We start from the raw sequence: 19,094 nt of genomic DNA, 5'->3' as shown, positions 1-19,094 counted from the left end.
CTCATAGAGAGGAAAGAATATTATGGCTGCTAAAGAAGTAAAATTCTCCACCGACGCACGCGCCAAAATGCTGCGCGGTGTCGACATCCTTGCTGATGCCGTTAAAGTGACGCTCGGCCCGAAAGGCCGTAACGTTGTCATCGAAAAATCCTTTGGCGCGCCGCGCGTGACCAAGGACGGTGTTTCGGTCGCCAAGGAAATCGAACTTTCTGACAAGTTCGAAAACATGGGCGCACAGATGCTGCGCGAAGTGGCTTCCAAAACCGCCGATCTGGCTGGTGACGGCACCACCACTGCAACCGTTCTCGCACAGGCAATCGTTCGTGAAGGCAACAAGTCCGTTGCTGCCGGCATGAACCCGATGGACCTGAAACGTGGCATCGATCTTGCGACCACCAAAGTAATTGAAGCCATCCAGGGCCGCGCACGTAAAGTGTCGGGTAAGGATGAGATTGCTCAGGTCGGTAACATTTCGGCTAACGGTGACCGTGAAGTCGGCGACATGATCGCTGAAGCCATGGAAAAGGTTGGCAACGAAGGCGTTATCACCGTCGAGGAAGCCAAAGGCCTGCACACTGAACTCGACGTTGTCGAAGGCATGCAGTTCGACCGTGGTTACCTTTCGCCGTACTTCGTAACCAATCCGGAAAAGATGGTTGCGGAACTCGACAACCCGTATGTTCTTCTGTTCGACAAAAAAGTTTCCTCGCTGCAGCCGCTGCTGCCGCTTCTGGAAGCTGCCGTTCAGTCGGGCAAGCCGCTTCTTATCATTGCTGAAGACGTCGAAGGCGAAGCTCTTGCAACGCTGGTCGTCAACAAGCTGCGTGGTGGTCTGAAAATCGCTGCTGTCAAAGCACCGGGCTTCGGCGACCGTCGCAAAGCAATGCTCGAAGACATCGCCATCCTTACCGGTGGTCAGGTTGTCTCCGAAGATCTCGGCATCAAGCTTGAGAGCGTTACGCTTGATATGCTCGGTACCGCGAAATCGATCACCATCACCAAAGAAGAAACCACCATCGTTGATGGTGCAGGTGAGAAAGCCCAGATCGAAGCCCGCGTTGGCCAGATCCGTGCACAGATCGAAGAAACCACTTCGGATTACGACCGTGAGAAACTGCAGGAACGTCTTGCGAAACTCGCTGGCGGTGTTGCCGTGATCAAAATCGGTGGCGCTTCGGAAATCGAAGTGAAAGAACGCAAAGACCGCGTTGACGATGCCCTGCACGCAACCCGCGCTGCTGTTGAAGAAGGTATCGTTGCTGGTGGTGGTACGGCTCTGCTGTACGCAACCCGCGCTCTTGATGGTCTTGAAGGTGCAAACCACGACCAGACTATCGGTGTCGACATCGTTCGTCGCGCGCTGCAGGCTCCGGTCCGTCAGATCGCTCAGAACGCAGGTGTTGACGGTGCGGTTGTCGCAGGCAAGCTGCTTGAGCAGGATGATGTTGAATTCGGCTTCGACGCCCAGAAAGGTGAATACACCAATCTGGTCAAAGCCGGCATCATCGACCCGGCCAAAGTTGTTCGTACTGCCCTGCAGGACGCAGCATCGGTCGCAGGTCTGCTGATCACCACCGAATGCATGATCGCTGAAAAGCCGGAAGATAAATCCTCCGGTGGCGCGCCTGACATGGGCGGCATGGGTGGTATGGGCGGCATGGGCGGTATGGGCTTCTAAGCCTTACCACCAACCGACATTCTTGCTACGGAAAGGGTCTCGCATTTGCGAGGCCCTTTTCGTTTTTGTATCGATTACGACAAAAATCCCCGCAATCATATAGGTTGCGGGGATTTTCCAGATTAACCGAACAGCTTTTTAAGTGTGCGTGGCTGACAGCGCAGATACTGATTGGCCGCCTTGACTTCGGCACCAAGGCTTGCTGCCGCATGCCACGGCCAGCGCGGGTCATAAAGAATGCCACGCGCCAGCGCAATTGCATCGGCCTGACCGGTGAAGACAATGGCCTCTGCCTGTTCTGCTTCGGTAATCAGGCCAACCGCGATGGTGGTGATGCCGGTCTCCGATTTGATGCGATCTGCAAAGGGAACCTGATAGTTCGGGCCAACGGGGATTTTCTGATCGATGTGAAGACCGCCAGATGACACATGGATAAAATCGCAACCGCGTTCCTTCAGGACACGGGCCAGTTCAACGCTTTGATCAATATCCCAGCCGCCTTCGACCCAGTCAGAAGCCGAAATCCGAATGCCGACCGGTTTGGCTGGATCGAAAGCTGCGCGAACTGCATCATAAACCTCGATCACGATCCGCATACGATTTTCGAGCGATCCGCCATAGTCGTCATCGCGTTTGTTGGAACGTGGTGAGAGGAATTGATGGAGCAGGTACCCGTGTGCCCCGTGAATTTCGATGGCATCAAGACCAAGTCGATCCGCGCGCTTGGCCGCATCGGCAAAGCCCTGAATGATTTCGCTGATGCGCGAGGTGTTGAGTGCCTCGGGTTCCGGGTCGCCTGCACGGAACGGAACAGCGGACGGGGCAACAGCCTGCCAGCCATTTTTATGATCCGGTGCAATCGCGCCACCGCCATCCCAAGGCTTTTCGCAGGATGCCTTACGCCCGGCATGGGCAAGCTGGATGGCAATTGGCATGTCGGAATGGCTGCGCACAGCGGCGAGGGTCTTGCCAAAAGCTGCTTCGGTTTCATCATCCCACAATCCAACATCACCATAGGTAATGCGACCTTCCGGTTCGATTGCGGTGGCTTCTATAATCAGAAGACCGGCGCCTGATTGGGCCAAATTGCCCAGATGCATGTCATGCCATGCGGTAAACTTTCCGTTCTCGGCGGAATACTGGCACATCGGTGCGATGACAATGCGGTTTTCCAGTTCAAGCTTGCCAAGGCAGAGCTGCGTAAAAAGGTGACTCATTGAGGTGTCCTGTATCAGTGGGGGGATGGGTTCCTGCCGACAATGACATGAAGCTAGTTGGAAATTGCTGTTCGCGCCATAGGGACCCAAGGGTTTTCCGTCTTGTGGAATGATCGGACAGATAAGGGCAGGGAGGATAGTGAAGTAAGGTGCAAAAATTTTTTCAAAAAAATGCGCGCGCCTACTTGCGGAAAAAACGCCCTGATCTATTTGTTGAATTGAAGGGCCTTGGTGGCCTTGTGCGCGTCAGGGTTGCAGCATGACTGGACCTGCGACGCAAGAACTACCTGTCTGTTTAGGAGGGTAATTATGACTGGTCTTCAGACTGTAAATGGTACTGCTCGTCGTTTGGCTTCGCGTCCGGCATATGGTGATCCGTTTGGCGTTTTTGGACGTGATTTTGATCGTATGATCGGCTCGATCTTTGGACGTGACGGGCTTGTGAATTCTGCCGATACAAGTGGCAATGAAGCGCCGCAAAAGCTTTTGACCCCACGTATCGATGTTCATGAGACCGATGACAATATCGAACTTTCCGCCGAACTTCCGGGTGTTGAACAGGGCGATGTTGATGTCTCGGTGCTTGAAGGTGTCCTGACGATTACGGGTGAAAAGAAATCAACCCGTGAAAGCAATGATGGTGTCCGCGTTATCGAACGTACCTATGGCAGCTTCAAACGTTCATTCCGTCTGCCCGATACCGTCGATGCAGACAAGATTGCGGCATCGTTCAAGAACGGTGTCCTGACGCTCACTCTCCCTAAAGTAGCGGAAGTGAAGCCGGAGCCGCGCAAGATCGCGATTTCGGGCTAAGTTTTGCCTCAACCTTGATGAAGCACCTGAACGGGCGGAGAAATCCGCCCGTCTTTTTTGTTTCCAGCCACATGGCGATGGTCAGTGAGCCGTGCAGCAATCCATCGGCATTTCAAACATACCGGTTTTATCAAAGGCTTCGAGGGCCGCATACCAAGGTGCAAGGTCGATACCCTGTCTGGCGATCCAGTCCGGGTTATAATAGGTGTCGCGATAGCGGTCACCGCCATCACACAGCAGGGTCACGACTGATCCGGTTTCACCGGCCTTTTTCATCTGACTGATCAGTGACAGGGTGGCGATCAGGTTGGTGCCGGTCGACCCGCCGCAGCGACGGCCCATATGTTTTTCCAGATATTGCAGGGCGGCGAAGCTTCCGGCATCCGGTACGCGGATCATGTGATCGACGACGTTGGGGTTAAAACTTGGTTCAACGCGCGGGCGACCTATGCCTTCGACGCGTGATGCCTTTTGCCCGGTGATGTCGCATTTGCCGGTTTCATAAGCGTCATAGAAAACCGAGTTTTCCGGATCGGCGACGCAAAGTTCGCATCCCATGCCAAGGATTTGTCCGTAACGGATATAGCGGCCGATGGTCGAAGATGTCCCGCCCGTACCGGCACCGACCACGATCCAGCGCGGAACAGGGTGGGGTTCGCGTTTGAGCTGGTCAAAGATGCTTTCGGCGATATTGTTGTTGCCTCGCCAATCGGTTGCGCGTTCGGCATAGGTGAACTGATCCATGTAATGGCCGCCCAGCTCGCGCGCGAGGCGCTGTGATTCGGCATAAATCTGGCCGCTGTGATCGACCAGATGGCTTTCGCCGCCATAAAAGGCGATCTGATCGATTTTCTGTTGTGATGTGGATTTGGGCATCACCGCAATAAAGCGAAGCCCCAGAAGGCGTGCAAAATAGGCTTCGGACACGGCAGTGGAGCCGCTTGATGCCTCGATGATCGGGGTGTCTTTGGATATCCAGCCATTGCAAAGGCCATACAGGAACAATGAACGCGCCAGGCGATGCTTCAGGCTGCCGGACGGATGGGTCGATTCATCCTTGAGGTAAAGCCCGATGCCATCAAGTGACGGCAGATCAAGACGGATCAGATGGGTGTCTGCAGACCGGTTGAAGTCGGCTTCGATGATGTTGATGGCATCAGCCACCCATTGGCGATCGTAGCTCATGAAAAGTCCTGTATTTCTGTTTGGCGCTGGTGACGCGGATCGTTGAAGGTTTCTTCATGTAGGCGATTATTATACAGAAAACTACCGTAAATTTTGCGAATAAGCTTGCTAACACTTTTTTCAAAGCTAACCTCTAGAATAGAGTTTCGCGATTCTTCCATTTTATCCGGGTGATCTGGTTACCATGGCTAAAAACGACGACGATCCTTTTGCCAAACGTCACGCTGCATCTGAAATCGGGGCGGCGTATGATGTGCCGGTACGCGTATCGACCGTGATCGGCAAAAGCCAGATTCAGGTTGCACAATTGATGCGCCTGACCCGCGGTGCGGTTCTTGAACTGGATCGCAAAGTGGGGGAGCCGGTTGATATTTACGTCAATAACCGGTTGGTGGCACGTGGGGAACTCGTTGTCGTGGATGAAAACCTTGGTGTAACGATCACCGAAGTTGTTAAATCTGGCACCATTATCGAGACCCATCACTAAGAGATTTTCCAAAGAACTCGGCGATTTTGCAAACCACCGGATTGTTAACGGCCGGTGGTTTTTATTTTTCCGATGTTGGTTGGAACCGGTGTTGCTGTCTGTGCGTTCTGGAAAAAATGCCGATACTGCCTTTAACCTGCCATTTTGTGGTCAAAGGCTGTGTCGGTATGTCCCGCTTTTACGCACAACGAGGACAATCTCATGATCAATATTCTGACATCCGGGTTGCTGGCCTTGATCGGACTGGCACTTGGTGCCGGGGGCGTCTGGCTTATTTTGCTGGATGGTAGCTGGTATTATGCATTTGCCGGATTGGCATTTCTGATTGCCGCGGCTCTTTCATTCGCAAAACGACCTGTCGTTTTACCGTTTTACGCACTTTTCATGATCGCAAGCCTTGGCTGGGCCGTTTGGGAAGTCGGGTTTGACTGGTGGCAGTTGGGACCGCGCGGTGGTTTGATTGTTTTGATCGGCCTGTGGCTTGCCATGCCTGCCTATCGCAAGACGCTTCTGGTCGGGCAGCCAGTGCCGGAAGTCAAACCAACACGTTCGTTCGTGCTGGAGGGCAGCCTTGTCCTGGCGATTGTTGTTGCGGTGTATTCGATGATGAATAACCCTCATGCAATCGAGGGCCAGTTAAACGACAGCCCGGTTGTTTCCAGTCCTGACCTGGGAGGCGATGTTCCGGCAGGTGATTGGCATCAATATGGACGGACACCGTTCGGGCAACGTTATTCGCCTCTTGATCAGATCAACACCGATAATGTTGCGACACTTGAACAGGCGTGGGTTTTTCAGACCGGCGATGTCAGGCGGTCCGAAGACGTGCCTGAAACGACCTATCAGGTGACCCCCCTTAAGATCAATGACACGCTTTATCTGTGTACGCCGCATAGCTGGGCAATGGCGATCGATGCCAAAACCGGGCAGGAAAAATGGCGGTTTGATCCGGAAGTTCCCGATAATACCGACCGGCAGCACCAGACCTGCCGAGGGGTGACATTCTATCAGGATACCGCGATGTTAGCAGATGCATCGTGTGCCGCACGGGTGTATCTGCCGACGTCGGATGCGCGACTGATTGCTCTTGATGCTAATAACGGCGAGATTTGCGCCGACTTTGGTGATCAGGGAACCGTCCATCTGGAAGACGGAATGCCCTACAACCCGGCCGGATATTATTATTCTACCTCGCCGCCGGTCGTTGCTGATGGCAAGATCATTATTGGCGGCGCGGTGAATGACAATTATTCGACCAAATCCCAGTCGGGTGTCATTCGTGCCTATGACGTCAATAGCGGTGAGCTGGTGTGGAACTGGGATTCCGGCAATCCGGAACAGACCGAACCGATCCCCGAAGGTCAGACCTATACCGCGAATTCACCCAATAGCTGGTCAGTGTCGAGTGCAGATGAGGAGCTCGGCATGATCTATGTGCCGCTGGGCAACAAGGTGCCCGATCAATTGGGTATGGGTCGTAGTGAAGAGGTTGAAACCTATTCATCATCCATCGTCGCGCTTAGCCTTGAAACCGGACAGGTCCAGTGGGTGCGCCAGACGGTGCATCACGACCTTTGGGATATGGATGTTCCGGCCCAGCCCGCGTTGCTCGATATCACCACATCCGATGGTGAAAATGTCCCGGCACTTGTCGGATCGACCAAGCAGGGTGATATCTATGTCCTTGATCGCCGGACGGGCGAACCGATCATTCCGGTTAGGGAAGTTCCCGCACCTGGCGGTGCGATCCCGGAAGATTTCACAGCGCCGACACAGCCGGTATCGGACCTGACCTTCATGCCCGAACCGCTGACGGAAAAGGATATGTGGGGCATTACACTGTTTGATCAGCTGGCATGTCGCATTCAGTTCCATCAGTTGAAATATGAAGGCCGTTATACCCCGCCTTCTTTGGAAGGGACGCTGGTTTATCCCGGTAATTTCGGCACATTCAATTGGGGCAGTGTGGCGATTGATCCCGAAAAACAGATCATGTTCGGCATGCCGACATATCTTGCTTTCACATCGCAATTGATCCCACGCGACGAAGTGCCGCCGCGCGGTACGGAAAAAGCCAGCGAGATGGGGATCAACCGCAATGAAGGCGCGCCTTATGCAGTCAGTATGGGGCCGTTCCTGTCACCAGTTGGTGTACCTTGCCAAGCTCCGCCATGGGGCTATGTCGCGGGGGCGGACCTTCGCACTGGCGAGGTTGTTTACAAGCATAAAAACGGTACGGTTGAGGACATGACACCCCTGCCATTACCGTTCGAGCTTGGTGTGCCAGGCATCGGTGGTCCGATCATCACCAAGGGTGGTGTGGCGTTCCTTGGAGCGGCGGTTGATAACTACTTTCGTGCCTATGACGTCACCACGGGCAAACAGCTTTGGGAGGCACGGCTGCCTGCTGGCGGGCAGTCAACGCCGATGACCTACACCACCGATGACGGCACACAATATGTGCTGATCGTTGCTGGTGGGCATGGTTCCATCGGAACCACGGCCGGTGATTACGTGGTGGCTTATAAACTGCCCTAAGCACGTTTCGAATATCTGTAAAAGCGCCCGGTTTGTCCGGGCGCTTTTTGTTTGGGACAATTCAAATCGGGAATCGCAACTGGCGTTTTGCGTATTTGAAGGATGCTGATCACCCCAAACTCAACCTTTGGGATCAAGCTGTTCGCAAAAATTTTGCTGATCTTTTGCTTGACCGCAGGGGGCGTAAAAAATGCCTTTGCCGCGAATCATTGGATATCCGGGATTGTAACGGAACTGATACAATCGATTGACGATTTTTTATCCATTCCCACTACATATTGTGTTTTCAATCCGGCTTTGAGCAGGCATAACCATTTTCAAACGGCATTGGAAACGGCTATTTTTCATGATCTGGCAGTCCGTCAACCGGAGCCGGGTCAGGCAAACGCCGTTTGATGAAGATAACAAACAGGAAGCGGATCGCCGCCAACGGGCGACCGTTCAGGTAAGGGGACTACAAGCATGAAGATGCTGGATGTGGTGCAGCACGAGAAAGGTGCGCGCGTTATTGTTGATCGTTCGCGCGATGCATTGCTGACTGACTTTGGCAAGGCGGTTTTGAATGACCGTTATCTGATGCCGGGCGAAAGCTATCAGGATCTGTTTGCGCGCGTTGCCAGCTACTATGGTGACAATGAAGCGCATGCGCAGCGTCTTTATGATTATATTTCCAAGCTCTGGTTCATGCCAGCGACCCCGATCCTGTCGAATGGCGGGACCACGCGAGGCTTGCCGATTTCCTGCTTCCTGAATGAAGCAGACGATAATCTTGGCGGTATTGTCGATATCTGGACAGAGAATGTCTGGCTTGCGGCACGTGGCGGCGGAATCGGTTCGTACTGGGGCAATCTGCGTTCGATTGGGGAAAAGGTCGGCAAGAATGGAAAGACGTCCGGGGTGGTGCCGTTCATTCGCGTGATGGACAGCCTGACACTGGCGATCAGTCAGGGATCGTTGCGCCGTGGATCGGCCGCGGTTTATATGCCGGTCAGCCATCCAGAGATCGAAGAGTTTTCCGAGATGCGCCGCCCGACCGGTGGTGACCCGAACCGTAAGACGCCGAACCTGCATCAGGGCGTTGCGATTTCGGATGCCTTCATGCGGGCGGTTGAAAATGATGAAGAATGGGCGCTGACATCCCCCAAAGACGGGCATGTTGTGCGCAAAATCAGCGCGCGTTCATTGTGGATACGTTTGCTGACATCGCGCGTTGAAACAGGCGAGCCCTATATGCTGTTCATCGACACCGTGAACCGTGCGGTGCCGGAACACCACAAGCTGGCCGGGCTTAGCGTCAAGACATCGAACCTGTGTTCGGAAATCACGTTGCCGACCGGTAAGGATCATCTGGGCGGGGATCGTACGGCTGTTTGCTGCCTGTCGTCGCTGAACCTTGAACATTATCTGACCTGGAAGGATGACATGCAGTTCATCGAAGATATTCTGCGTTTCCTTGACAACGTGCTTCAGGACTTTATCGATCATGCACCCGATACCATGGCGCGTGCGAAATATTCCGCTATGCGTGAACGTTCGGTTGGTCTTGGCGTGATGGGCTTCCATTCCTTCCTTCAGGCACAGAAAGTGCCGCTTGAAGGGGTGATGAGCAAGGTCTGGAACAAGCAGATTTTCGATCACTTGAAAAAGCATGCCGATGCGGCATCTGAAAAGTTGGCGGAAGAACGCGGTTCATGCTCGGATGCGGCCGAATACGGCATCAAAGCCCGTTTCTCGAACAAAACCGCAATTGCGCCGACCGCATCGATTTCGATCATTTGCGGCGGTGCTTCGCCGGGAATCGAGCCGATGGCGGCGAACTCCTACACTCACAAGACGCTTTCGGGCTCGTTTAACGTGCGTAACAAGTATCTTGCCGAGGTTCTGGAAGAAAAAGGTCGGAATACTGAAGAAGTCTGGACATCCATCACGGTGCATGAAGGATCGGTTCAGCATCTTGATTTCCTGTCTGATCTGGAAAAAGACATCTTCAAGACTGCGTTCGAGCTTGATCAGCGCTGGCTGATCGAACTTGCCGGTGATCGCACGCCGATGATTGATCAGGCGCAGTCACTGAACATCTTCCTGGCGTCAAATGTTCATAAACGGGACCTTCATCAGATCCATTTCCAGGCATGGAAAAAGGGGGTCAAAAGCCTTTATTACTGCCGGTCGAAATCGATCCAGCGGGCCGAGGTGGTTGCGAACATTCCGGGGCGTGCGAAGTCGAATGATGACGATATGCCAAGCCCGGAAAGCTCGTTTGAAATCCCGGCATTGGTTGCGGCCGCCGCCGCACAGGCAGCCAGCGAACCCGATTATGATGAATGTCTCGCCTGCCAGTAAGGCGGCTTGAGCACACAGAATTTTTGCGAGAAGTGACGATATGTCTGACGATAAAGTAATTGATCTTCTGACGGAAAACCCGGTCTACAAGCCGTTCCGTTATCCGTGGGCCTATGAGGCGTGGCTGACCCAGCAGCAAATTCACTGGCTGCCCGAAGAGGTGCCGCTGGCCGATGACGTCAAGGATTGGAACCACACGATTTCCGATGCCGAGCGCAACCTGCTAACGCAGATTTTCCGCTTTTTTACTCAGTCGGATATCGAGGTCAATAACTGCTATATGCGCCATTATACGCGCGTATTCAAACCAACCGAAGTCCAGATGATGCTGGCAGCATTTTCCAACATGGAAACCATCCATGTAGCAGCCTATTCGCACCTTCTTGATACCATTGGCATGCCCGAAGCCGAGTATGAGGCCTTCTTCCAGTACAAGGAAATGAAGGACAAATACGACTATATGCAAATCTGGGGCATCGGTCCGGAAGACGAGTATACCGACGAGCATGGCGACCTGCGTTTAACCACACAGGGCAAGCGGAACATCGCCAAGACGCTTGCGGTATTTGGCGCATTCACCGAAGGTCTGCAACTGTTTGCATCATTCGCGATGCTGATGAATTTCCCTCGCTTTAACAAGATGAAGGGCATGGGGCAGATCGTCACATGGTCGGTTCGCGATGAAAGCCTGCATTGCGAAAGCATCATCCGCCTGTTTAGGACATTCTGCAAAGAGAACCCGGAAATCTGGGATGACGAAATGCGCAGCGACCTGATCGAGGCCTGCAAAACCATCGTCAGTCACGAAGATGCGTTTATCGATCTGTCCTTCGAAGCCGGTGCGGTGCAGGGCCTGACAGCGGAAGATATCAAGAAATACATCCGCTATATCGCTGATCGCCGCCTGAGCCAGCTTGGTCTTAAGGGGCAATACGGGATTGAACAGAACCCGTTACCATGGATGGATGCGATGCTGAATGCGGTCGAGCACACCAACTTCTTTGAAAACCGCGCGACGGAATATTCAAAAGCCGCAACGCGCGGTACTTGGGACGAAGCATTTTCCTGATCCCGGTTACGGAACGGATATCATGCAAAAGGCCGCCTTTGGGTGGCCTTTTGTGTTCTGGTTCAGGGAACAGCCAATTCCTGTAGCCGTTTGTCAACACGTCTGATTTCTTCAAGGCGCAGCTTTGATTCAAGATTGGTAATTGCCGTTGCCGGATCCATTTCAAGTTCGACACCGGGCGGCAGGGGGCGGGGGCCAAGGGCAGAACGGCGTAGCCAGTAATAGGCATCGGCATAATCCGGTTCAACACCCCAGCCACGTTCCAGCATCGCACCAAGCATGAATTGGGCGGCATGCATGCCTTTTTCGGCGGCAATCCTGTAATAATGGGCGGCTTCAACATAGTTTTGTTCCGCTCCACGCCCGTGAAAATACTGTTCGCCAATCAGAAAGGCGGCATCGGTATTGTTCCCGTTGGCACGAAGAGCACGTTTCAAGAATTCAGTGGCGCGGAACTGGTCATAGCGCAGCCCCCAGCCATTGAAATACATCAGCCCAAGGTAATAGATTGCATTTGCATGATTAGAGCGTGCTGCAAGGGCAAACCAATCTGCCGCCTGTCGGTAGTCCTGTGGTCCGGCAAGGCCGCGATAGTAAAGCAGGCCAAGAGCATATTGCGCACGTGGATCGTCTTCCTGTGCGGCAACGCGCCACTGTGCGCGGGCCATTTCATAATTCCCCGCCTGATAGGCCTTATAACCACTGGTGTAGTCGGCCTGTGCCGGTGGGGCATGAAAAGTATATGCGACCAAAACAAGAAAACCACACAGGATGGTGCGATTGCCGCGATTGGGCGAGAAGAAAGTAAGTCTGGAAAGGGGCAAAAGGCGAAACCGATCTTTAACGGGATTTGAGCAGCGGGACGACTTTGCGTGCGCGTTTTTCAACGGCATCAAGAACGTTCTGGATTTCGGAGCTTTGTTTGATTTTTTCACCGCTGTGAAGTGCAACGAAATGCCCGGCATTCTTGTGATCCGCACCAAGCTTGATGACGGTGAATATGGCTGTTTCGTGCGAGGAACGGAAGATGGAGAACATGGCCATGCCATCAAGGTGATCAATGGCATAGTCGCGCCATGCGCCACTTGCGACTTGTCTGGAATAGGTGTTCATGAGCTGCATCAATTCAGTCCGGTCGAAATGCACAAAGCTTTTGGCTTTGCGGTATTGAGCCAGATTGAACAATGTACCCATGTCTTTCTCCGGACGTAATTTCAAAAGGCCGGGGCCGGGCATTTGTGACGCCCGTATGACACGGTAGCGTGGTTTATCTGCGGCCTCAAGTTTGAAAGGGCCGCAATATGAAAATTTTTACAAATATATGTGGGATTTCAGGTGGTTGAGATGGCTAAAGGCTTCGGGACCGGGTTGGTGGCCAGTCAACGGTCTGTGCACCGGTGTTATAGGGATCAGGCGTGCGATAGCAGCTGACGGCGGCCAAGGTGCGATAGCAATAAAGTGGCGGTTCCGGAACCGGGTCCTTTTTGCAGTATGACTTGCCATCTATCTTGCGGATGGTTGAACAATCCCGGCCAGTCGAGAGGGAAACGACGTGATCGACCAGTGTTTTGTCGGTGTTGATGATGCTGACAACGTCGAGCGCTATATACCATTCGACACCGGTAAAGATGTGTGTGCCTGCGATGTCGGAGGCGGTAGTGTCGCAGCCAGAGACTCCGGCGCCAAGCAGCGTTGCGAATATTCCAGCCAGAACGCGCTGACGGATCATCCGTTTCGCCTCTTGTCGGCTTTGGGCCTTGTGCAAGCTTGTCATCCTGATCTCCGTGCATCGACCGGTCAGTATTTGCCCGGTGGCGATTAAAATTCCGTTTCCCGAATTTACAAATGCAATCCACGTGCCGTTTTGGTTGTCACAAATACGGTTTTTGATGTTGGGACGGATTGGCCACATTTCAGCCGGGTTTGGCAATTAACCGAACGGCAGGTTTTGATTTTGGCGGCAGGCGGTCGCTCGGGCTAGCATCGCATGCGGCAATTCTTTCCTGTGAAGGTTTGTTCACAGGATAAAAAACAATGTTGTGGTTGGCAGTTTTAGATGGGAAATACAGCATTGTGGGATTTAATTGCGATATTGACGGCCCCGGGTGTGCAGCGGACTTGACCCCTTGCGCACTGGCGCGTTAAATCCTTGCCGGAATTAATTCTGACAAGCGGGCAGGTTGCCCGCTTTCTTTTGATCGGATTGGAGCGGTTTTCGTGGTTGATATTTTCCAGGAAGTCGAAGAAGACCTCAAGCGCGAGCGCAATGAAGCGCTGTGGCGCAAATACGGCAAATACATCGTCGGTGTGGCGGCCGTGATCGTGCTGGGTGTTGCCGGACGTGAAGGCTGGAAAAGCTACGAGGAAAATTCGCGCATCGAAAACGGCACGCGCATGGCAAATGCCATTGAACTGGCACAGGCTGGTGAAGAAAAGCAGGATGCGGCACTGGGTGCGCTTGATGCGATCATTGCCGATGGTGATGCCGGTTTTGTCGCCCTTGGTCATTTCCAGAAGGCGGCAATTTATCTTCGCGCCGGGGCGAAAGATTCCGCGGTCGCCGAGCTTGAGGTAATTGCGGGTAATAGCGACGTCGAAAAGATCTATCGCGACCTTGCCGTGGTTCAAATTGCGATGAACAACGCCGACGCATCAAATGCCAAGGATTTGATTTCGCGTTTGGAACCGATCGCTGTGCCTGAAAATCCCTGGTACTACTCGGCACGTGAAATGATCGCGATGCTTCATATCGCAGCAGGTGAGGTCGAAGCAGCAAAGCCGCTGCTGACCGAGATTGCCGATGACAGTGAAGCACCGTCAGGCATGCGCGCCCGCGCAAGTGAAATTCTGAAAGCCGTTGGCGCCTGATTGGCGGGAATGGCACAGGCAACCTGTTCACAGGGACTGGATCAGAGGATATGGTTTTGAGACCACGCAACATTAAATCCCTTTTGTGCGTCATGGGCATGTCGGTTGCCGTTTCGGCATGCTCAAGCTGGCTTGGAGAATCCGAAGATCCGCCGCTTCCGGGGGAACGTCTTGCGGTTCTATCGCTTGAAAGTACCGTTCAGCCCGATGTTGCCCTGAGCGATCAGCGTGTGATCCTGCCGGAACCCGAGCCAATGGTTGACTGGCCGCAGAATGGCGGTTTGCCAAGCCACGCACTTCATCATGTCGGTCTGGACAACGATGTTTTGCGTCAGGATTGGTCGGTCGGTATCGGCGAAGGATCGATGGATGACAATCTTCTGCTCAACCAGGCAATTGTGGCGCGGGGCGTGGTCTTTACCATTGATGCCGATGCGGTCGTTCGTGCGTTCAGCGCCAAGTCGGGCAAGCGTATCTGGTCGCTTGAGCTGGCCGAGGACGAGGACGAGGACAGCACGCTTCTGGGCGGTGGTCTGGCTTATGAGAACGGTATTCTTTATGCAACCACCGGCTTTGCAGAGGTGATTGCGATTGATGCACCGAGTGCGACCGTAATGTGGCGTTCACAGGTGACAGCACCGATGCGTGGTGCGCCGACGGTTCGCGGTGGGCGCGTTTTTGTGGTAACGGTTGATAACCAGACTGTCGCACTGAACGCAATGACTGGCGAGACACTTTGGAGCCATCGCGGCGCATCTGAAGGTGCTTCCTTTATCGGTGGTGCCAGCCCGGCGGTTGACCAAGGGGTTGTTATTTCGGCTTACACGACCGGTGAAATGTACGCGCTTCGTGTTGAAAACGGTCAGGTGATCTGGTCCGATGCGCTGGCATCGGCGGGGCGCACCGATGCGGTTTCCGCGATTGCCGATATTCGCGGTCTTCCGGTGATTGACAATAATCTGGTGATTGCCACCAGTAATGCCGGTTTGACGGTTGCGATTGACCTTCGCACCGGGTACCGCGTCTGGGAACTGGAAGCCGGAGGCATCCAGTCGCCGTGGGTTGCGGGCGATTATGTTTTCATCCTTACCAACACAAATGACCTGATAGCCTTGCGTCGAGACACCGGACAGGTTAAATGGGTGACTGCTTTGCCGCGTTTTGTCGATCCCGAAGATCAGGAAGGCCCGATGGTATGGACCGGTCCGGTCCTGGTTGGTGACCGGTTGATCGTTGGAAACGAGCAGGGCGAAATCATGACTGTTTCCCCGTATAGTGGCGAGATCATTGGCAAGGATGAAGTTTCTGGCCCGATCACCTTGCCGCCGTCTGTTGCGGGTGACAGTCTTTACTTCCTGACTGCGGATGCCGATCTAATCGCGTATCGCTAACAGGTAGAACACAGTTTTTGCGAAAGATCCGATCTTTTGCCTGATATGCGCGTGCGCCGGAACGGGGTAAACTGCCCCTCGGCGCACATCGCCGTTTTATAACAATGAGTCTGAAAGTCAGATGTCGCTGAAAGTAGCCATTATCGGTCGCCCCAATGTCGGGAAGTCGACCTTGTTTAACCGTCTGGTCGGCAAGAAGCTGGCGCTGGTTGATGACCAGCCGGGCGTCACGCGTGATCGCCGTTATGGCAGGGCGCGTCTTGGCCATATGGGGTTCGATATTATCGATACCGCCGGTCTGGAAGAGGTATTTGACGATTCCATCGAAGGCAAAATGCGCCAGCAAAGCGAAATGGCCTTTGAAGAATGTGACATTGCGTTTTTCCTGATCGATGCGCGTGCGGGCCTGACCCCGCTTGACAATCACTTTGCCGATTGGCTGCGCAAACGCAAGAAGCCGGTTTATGTGATTGCCAACAAGCACGAGGGCAGGGATCAGGATGCAGGCCTGTACGAGGCTTATGGCCTTGGTCTTGGCGATGTTGCGCCGATTTCAGCCGAGCATGGCCTTGGCATGGAATTGCTGATCGATATCATGCGTCCCCATTGGGAAGAATATCGCGACAAGCAGCGCAAGGCGCGCAAGGAAGGCGATATTGCTGCCATCGATGACGATTTCGAAGATGACGAGATGGAGGAGGACGATGGTTCTTTCCCGTCCTTTGAAATCGAATATGACGAAGACGATGAAGGCGAGGAAGAAGTTGTTCGCAAGGACAACTCGAAAATCCAGCTTGCGATTGTCGGTCGTCCGAATGTGGGCAAATCGACCCTTCTGAACCAGCTTCTGGGTGAAAACCGCGTGATGACAGGGCCGCAAGCCGGTTTGACCCGTGATTCCATCGCGGTTGACTGGTCCTATGAAGGTCGTCCGATCCGTCTGGTCGATACCGCCGGAATGCGCCGCAAGAAGAAGATTGATGATCGGGTTGAAAAGCTGTCTGTGACCGATACCTTGCGCGTGATCCGCTATGCGCAAGTGGTTGTCATTATGCTCGATGCGACCAATACGCTTGATAAACAGGACCTGACGATTGCGCGTATGGTCCTGGAAGAAGGTCGTGCGCTTATCATTGCGGTGAACAAGTGGGACGCGGTCAAAGACAAATCCGGTGTGATGTCGGCACTGCGCGACAAGCTTGATACGTCCTTTGCGCAGGCCAAGGGTATTCCGATCCTGACATTCTCGGCCCTTACCGGTCGCGGGACAGATACCTTGATGCCGACAGTCCTTGATATTTATGATATCTGGAGCCGTCGTATTCCGACCTCGCAGCTGAACCGCTGGCTTGAAGCCATTACCGAGCGCCATCTGCCACCGGTTATTTCCGGCCGTCGTATCCGTCTGCGGTATATGACCCAGGCAAAATCGCGTCCACCAAGCTTCTTTATCAACTGCTCCAAGGCGGCCGAGCTGCCCGAAAGCTATACGCGCTACCTGATTAATGGTCTGCGCGAGGATTTCGACATGCCGGGTGTTCCGATCCGCATTTATCTGCGTAGCAGTGACAACCCCTATGGCAACAAGAAGAAAAAACGATAGGGCCTGAGTGCAGAAGCATCAACGGGGGCGTGAATGCCTCCGTTTTTATTTGGCAGGCTCTAAAAGACGGTCAATGAAATCGGCAGCATCGTCTGACTGCCAGTCGACCAACCCGGTTACATAGCCAAGAATACGGCCATCACGATCAAGGGCATATGTGATCGGCAGGCCATAAAGGGCAAACTCGGCATTCTTTGGATTGTCACGGTTGCTATAAGCGGTTTCGCCGTTCGGATCGACGAAAAGGTCAAGATTTTCAAGACCCAAACGGCGGTAAAAGGGAATGGCCGCCAACAATCCGTCTTCATCTATCGAGACCGGAATGATGACAAGGTCATCATTGGAATGATCATAGGCCAACTGATCAAGCGACGGCATTTCAGCCATACAGGGCAGGCACCAGCTGGCCCAGAAATTTACCAGTACCACCTTGCTGCGATAGGTCTTGATACTGGTCTGCTGATTTCGCCGGTCATAAAATCGGGTGTTGCGCGCAATCCGTTGCGGATCAAGTTCGACAAACTGGCTGCTTTCGCCAATCAGCGACAGGCGTGACGTTTCAGTCCCTCCGATGGCAGGTGCCGTGATAGTAAATATTGCAGAAAGGATGAGGCAGCGCAAAAATCGCATCGGGTATCCGTGGCATGATCAAACCGGATGTTCCGACTAACCGTTGATGTTGGCAAAGACAAGACAGAGCCGATCAATCCGTTGTGATCAATACCGGGTGATCGGCCCTGTTGCAGGTATTTGTAATCCTTATGCAAATAATGGCGGGTTTAGTCGGGCGAAGCCTTCCTGGATGTAATAAGGGTAATGCGGGTAGGGTGGTTGCCTTTTGCGGACGGCATCAAGACGGGCGATTTGTTCGCTGGAAAGGGACCAGCCAACCGCACCCAGATTGTCGCGCAATTGCTGTTCATTGCGTGCCCCGATAATCACAGATGCCACCGTAGGGCGGTGCAGCAGCCAGTTGATGGCAATCTGTGGGACGGTTTTGCCGGTTTCGGCACCCAGTTCATCAAGCACATCGACAATGTCATACAGGTGATCTTCTTCGACCGGTGGGCCGAATTGTGAGGTTTCATGCAGGCGGCTGCCATCAGGGATCGGTGTGCCGCGGCGGATTTTACCGGTCAACCGACCCCAGCCCAAGGGGCTCCAGACCAGTGCGCCAAGTCCCTGATCCTGCGCCAGCGGCATCAGGTCCCATTCGTAATCGCGCCCGACCAGTGAATAGTAAACCTGATGGGCGACATAGCGGCTGTACCCAAGGCGATCAGATACGGCGAGTGACTTCATGATTTGCCACCCGGCAAAGTTCGATACGCCGATATAACGCAGCTTACCGGCACGTACGAGGTCATCAAGCGTTGATAAGACTTCATCAATCGGGGTGAAGTCATCAAAGGCGTGAAGTTGCAGCAGATCAATGTAATCGGTTCCCAACCGCTTCAGGGCGGCATCGGTTGCCGTGATCAGGCGGTGGCGCGAGGTGCCAAAGTCATTCGGGCCATCGCCAACCGGCAAGGCCAGTTTGGTCGACAGAATGATTTTGTCGCGGCGTCCTTTAATGGCTTCGCCCAGAACCTGTTCGGATGCACCATCGGAATATACGTCGGCACTGTCGAACATGTTCAGCCCGGCTTCGAGGCTAATGTCGATCATTCGGCTGGCTTCGCGGGCATCAATTGTACCCCATGCGCCGAACAAGGGGCCTTGGCCGCCAAAGGTACCGGCCCCAAAGCTGAGTGCGGGAACGCGCAAGCCGGAATTGCCCAATTGTCTGTATTCCATTGTTTTCTCCGTCACTGGAAATGGTTCATGGGGGGGGAATATGGACAAAGGCCGTATTTTCAACTAGTGCTATCCCAAGAAGAAGATTTGTGAGTTGAATTCACT

Annotated in this window: 17 protein-coding genes; 10 read left to right on the top strand and 7 right to left on the bottom strand. The window is 53.7% G+C overall.

The genetic code is table 11. The features are described 5' to 3' along the window. The first annotated feature begins 22 nt into the window (after positions 1–22). Complete coding sequence (gene groL, locus TH468_RS12505) at positions 23–1,678, top strand: chaperonin GroEL (protein WP_085644554.1); 1,656 nt, start codon at positions 23–25, stop codon at positions 1,676–1,678. A 122-nt stretch (positions 1,679–1,800) separates the two neighbouring features. Here the strand turns inward: groL and TH468_RS12500 are convergent, their stop codons facing one another. Continuing rightward, the gene (locus TH468_RS12500) at positions 1,801–2,895 is read right to left on the bottom strand and encodes an NADH:flavin oxidoreductase/NADH oxidase (RefSeq protein ID WP_085644552.1); all 1,095 of its coding nucleotides are present in this window, start codon (positions 2,893–2,895) and stop codon (positions 1,801–1,803) included. Positions 2,896–3,204: 309 nt separating this feature from the next. Here TH468_RS12500 and TH468_RS12495 point away from each other — a divergent pair, with 309 nt between their 5' ends. Beyond that, the gene (locus TH468_RS12495) at positions 3,205–3,708 is read left to right on the top strand and encodes an Hsp20/alpha crystallin family protein (RefSeq protein ID WP_085644550.1); all 504 of its coding nucleotides are present in this window, start codon (positions 3,205–3,207) and stop codon (positions 3,706–3,708) included. 81 nt (positions 3,709–3,789) lie between these two features. Here the strand turns inward: TH468_RS12495 and TH468_RS12490 are convergent, their stop codons facing one another. Then, entirely contained in the window at positions 3,790–4,893 is a 1,104-nt protein-coding gene (locus TH468_RS12490; RefSeq protein WP_085644548.1) for a PLP-dependent cysteine synthase family protein, read from the bottom strand. A 184-nt stretch (positions 4,894–5,077) separates the two neighbouring features. Between TH468_RS12490 and fliN the strand changes: the two genes are divergently transcribed. From fliN to TH468_RS12465, 5 genes are all read left to right on the top strand, one after another. Further along, positions 5,078–5,380: a flagellar motor switch protein FliN gene (fliN, locus tag TH468_RS12485; protein ID WP_007090379.1), complete on the top strand. Its 303-nt coding sequence runs from the start codon at positions 5,078–5,080 to the stop codon at positions 5,378–5,380. Positions 5,381–5,581: 201 nt separating this feature from the next. Beyond that, on the top strand, positions 5,582–7,918 hold the full coding sequence (locus TH468_RS12480) for a glucose/quinate/shikimate family membrane-bound PQQ-dependent dehydrogenase (protein ID WP_085644546.1): 2,337 nt from the start codon (positions 5,582–5,584) through the stop codon (positions 7,916–7,918). Between the two features lie 102 nt (positions 7,919–8,020). Next, positions 8,021–8,314 carry a hypothetical protein gene (locus TH468_RS12475; RefSeq protein WP_085644544.1) on the top strand — a complete coding sequence of 98 codons (294 nt, stop codon included), beginning with the start codon at positions 8,021–8,023 and terminating at the stop codon, positions 8,312–8,314. Between the two features lie 72 nt (positions 8,315–8,386). Further along, a complete protein-coding gene (locus TH468_RS12470; RefSeq protein ID WP_139834712.1) occupies positions 8,387–10,261 on the top strand; it encodes a ribonucleoside-diphosphate reductase subunit alpha in 1,875 nt (624 codons plus the stop codon). Positions 10,262–10,301: 40 nt separating this feature from the next. After that, positions 10,302–11,330, top strand: a complete 1,029-nt coding sequence (locus tag TH468_RS12465) for a ribonucleotide-diphosphate reductase subunit beta (RefSeq protein WP_085644540.1) — start codon at positions 10,302–10,304, stop codon at positions 11,328–11,330. A gap of 62 nt (positions 11,331–11,392) precedes the next feature. Here the strand turns inward: TH468_RS12465 and TH468_RS12460 are convergent, their stop codons facing one another. The 3 genes from TH468_RS12460 to TH468_RS12450 form a co-directional block, all read right to left on the bottom strand. Continuing rightward, the gene (locus TH468_RS12460; protein ID WP_085644538.1) at positions 11,393–12,154 is read right to left on the bottom strand and encodes a tetratricopeptide repeat protein; all 762 of its coding nucleotides are present in this window, start codon (positions 12,152–12,154) and stop codon (positions 11,393–11,395) included. A 16-nt stretch (positions 12,155–12,170) separates the two neighbouring features. Continuing rightward, positions 12,171–12,524 carry a DUF2794 domain-containing protein gene (locus TH468_RS12455; RefSeq protein WP_085644536.1) on the bottom strand — a complete coding sequence of 118 codons (354 nt, stop codon included), beginning with the start codon at positions 12,522–12,524 and terminating at the stop codon, positions 12,171–12,173. A gap of 154 nt (positions 12,525–12,678) precedes the next feature. Further along, entirely contained in the window at positions 12,679–13,104 is a 426-nt protein-coding gene (locus TH468_RS12450; RefSeq protein WP_085644759.1) for a hypothetical protein, read from the bottom strand. Positions 13,105–13,547: 443 nt separating this feature from the next. On the opposite strand from TH468_RS12450, the gene TH468_RS12445 reads away from it, so the two are divergent. The 3 genes from TH468_RS12445 (at position 13,548) to der (ending at position 17,192) form a co-directional block, all read left to right on the top strand. Continuing rightward, positions 13,548–14,198 (top strand): tetratricopeptide repeat protein, encoded by a 651-nt coding sequence (locus TH468_RS12445; RefSeq protein WP_085644534.1) that lies wholly within the window; start codon positions 13,548–13,550, stop codon positions 14,196–14,198. Positions 14,199–14,248: 50 nt separating this feature from the next. Beyond that, positions 14,249–15,589, top strand: coding sequence for a PQQ-like beta-propeller repeat protein (locus tag TH468_RS12440; protein WP_085644532.1), 1,341 nt, complete (start codon positions 14,249–14,251; stop codon positions 15,587–15,589). Positions 15,590–15,710: 121 nt separating this feature from the next. Beyond that, entirely contained in the window at positions 15,711–17,192 is a 1,482-nt protein-coding gene (gene der / locus TH468_RS12435) for a ribosome biogenesis GTPase Der (protein ID WP_085644530.1), read from the top strand. A 45-nt stretch (positions 17,193–17,237) separates the two neighbouring features. Here der and TH468_RS12430 read toward each other — a convergent pair whose 3' ends face one another. Then, on the bottom strand, positions 17,238–17,822 hold the full coding sequence (locus TH468_RS12430; protein WP_085644528.1) for a TlpA disulfide reductase family protein: 585 nt from the start codon (positions 17,820–17,822) through the stop codon (positions 17,238–17,240). Positions 17,823–17,951: 129 nt separating this feature from the next. Beyond that, entirely contained in the window at positions 17,952–18,989 is a 1,038-nt protein-coding gene (locus TH468_RS12425; RefSeq protein WP_085644526.1) for an aldo/keto reductase, read from the bottom strand. Positions 18,990–19,094 lie beyond the last annotated feature (105 nt).

The organism is Thalassospira sp. MCCC 1A03138 (assembly GCF_002115785.1).
GTDB lineage: Bacteria > Pseudomonadota > Alphaproteobacteria > Rhodospirillales > Thalassospiraceae > Thalassospira.
Note: the sequence above shows the minus strand (reverse complement) of the source record. Positions and strands in the feature narration are given on the sequence as shown.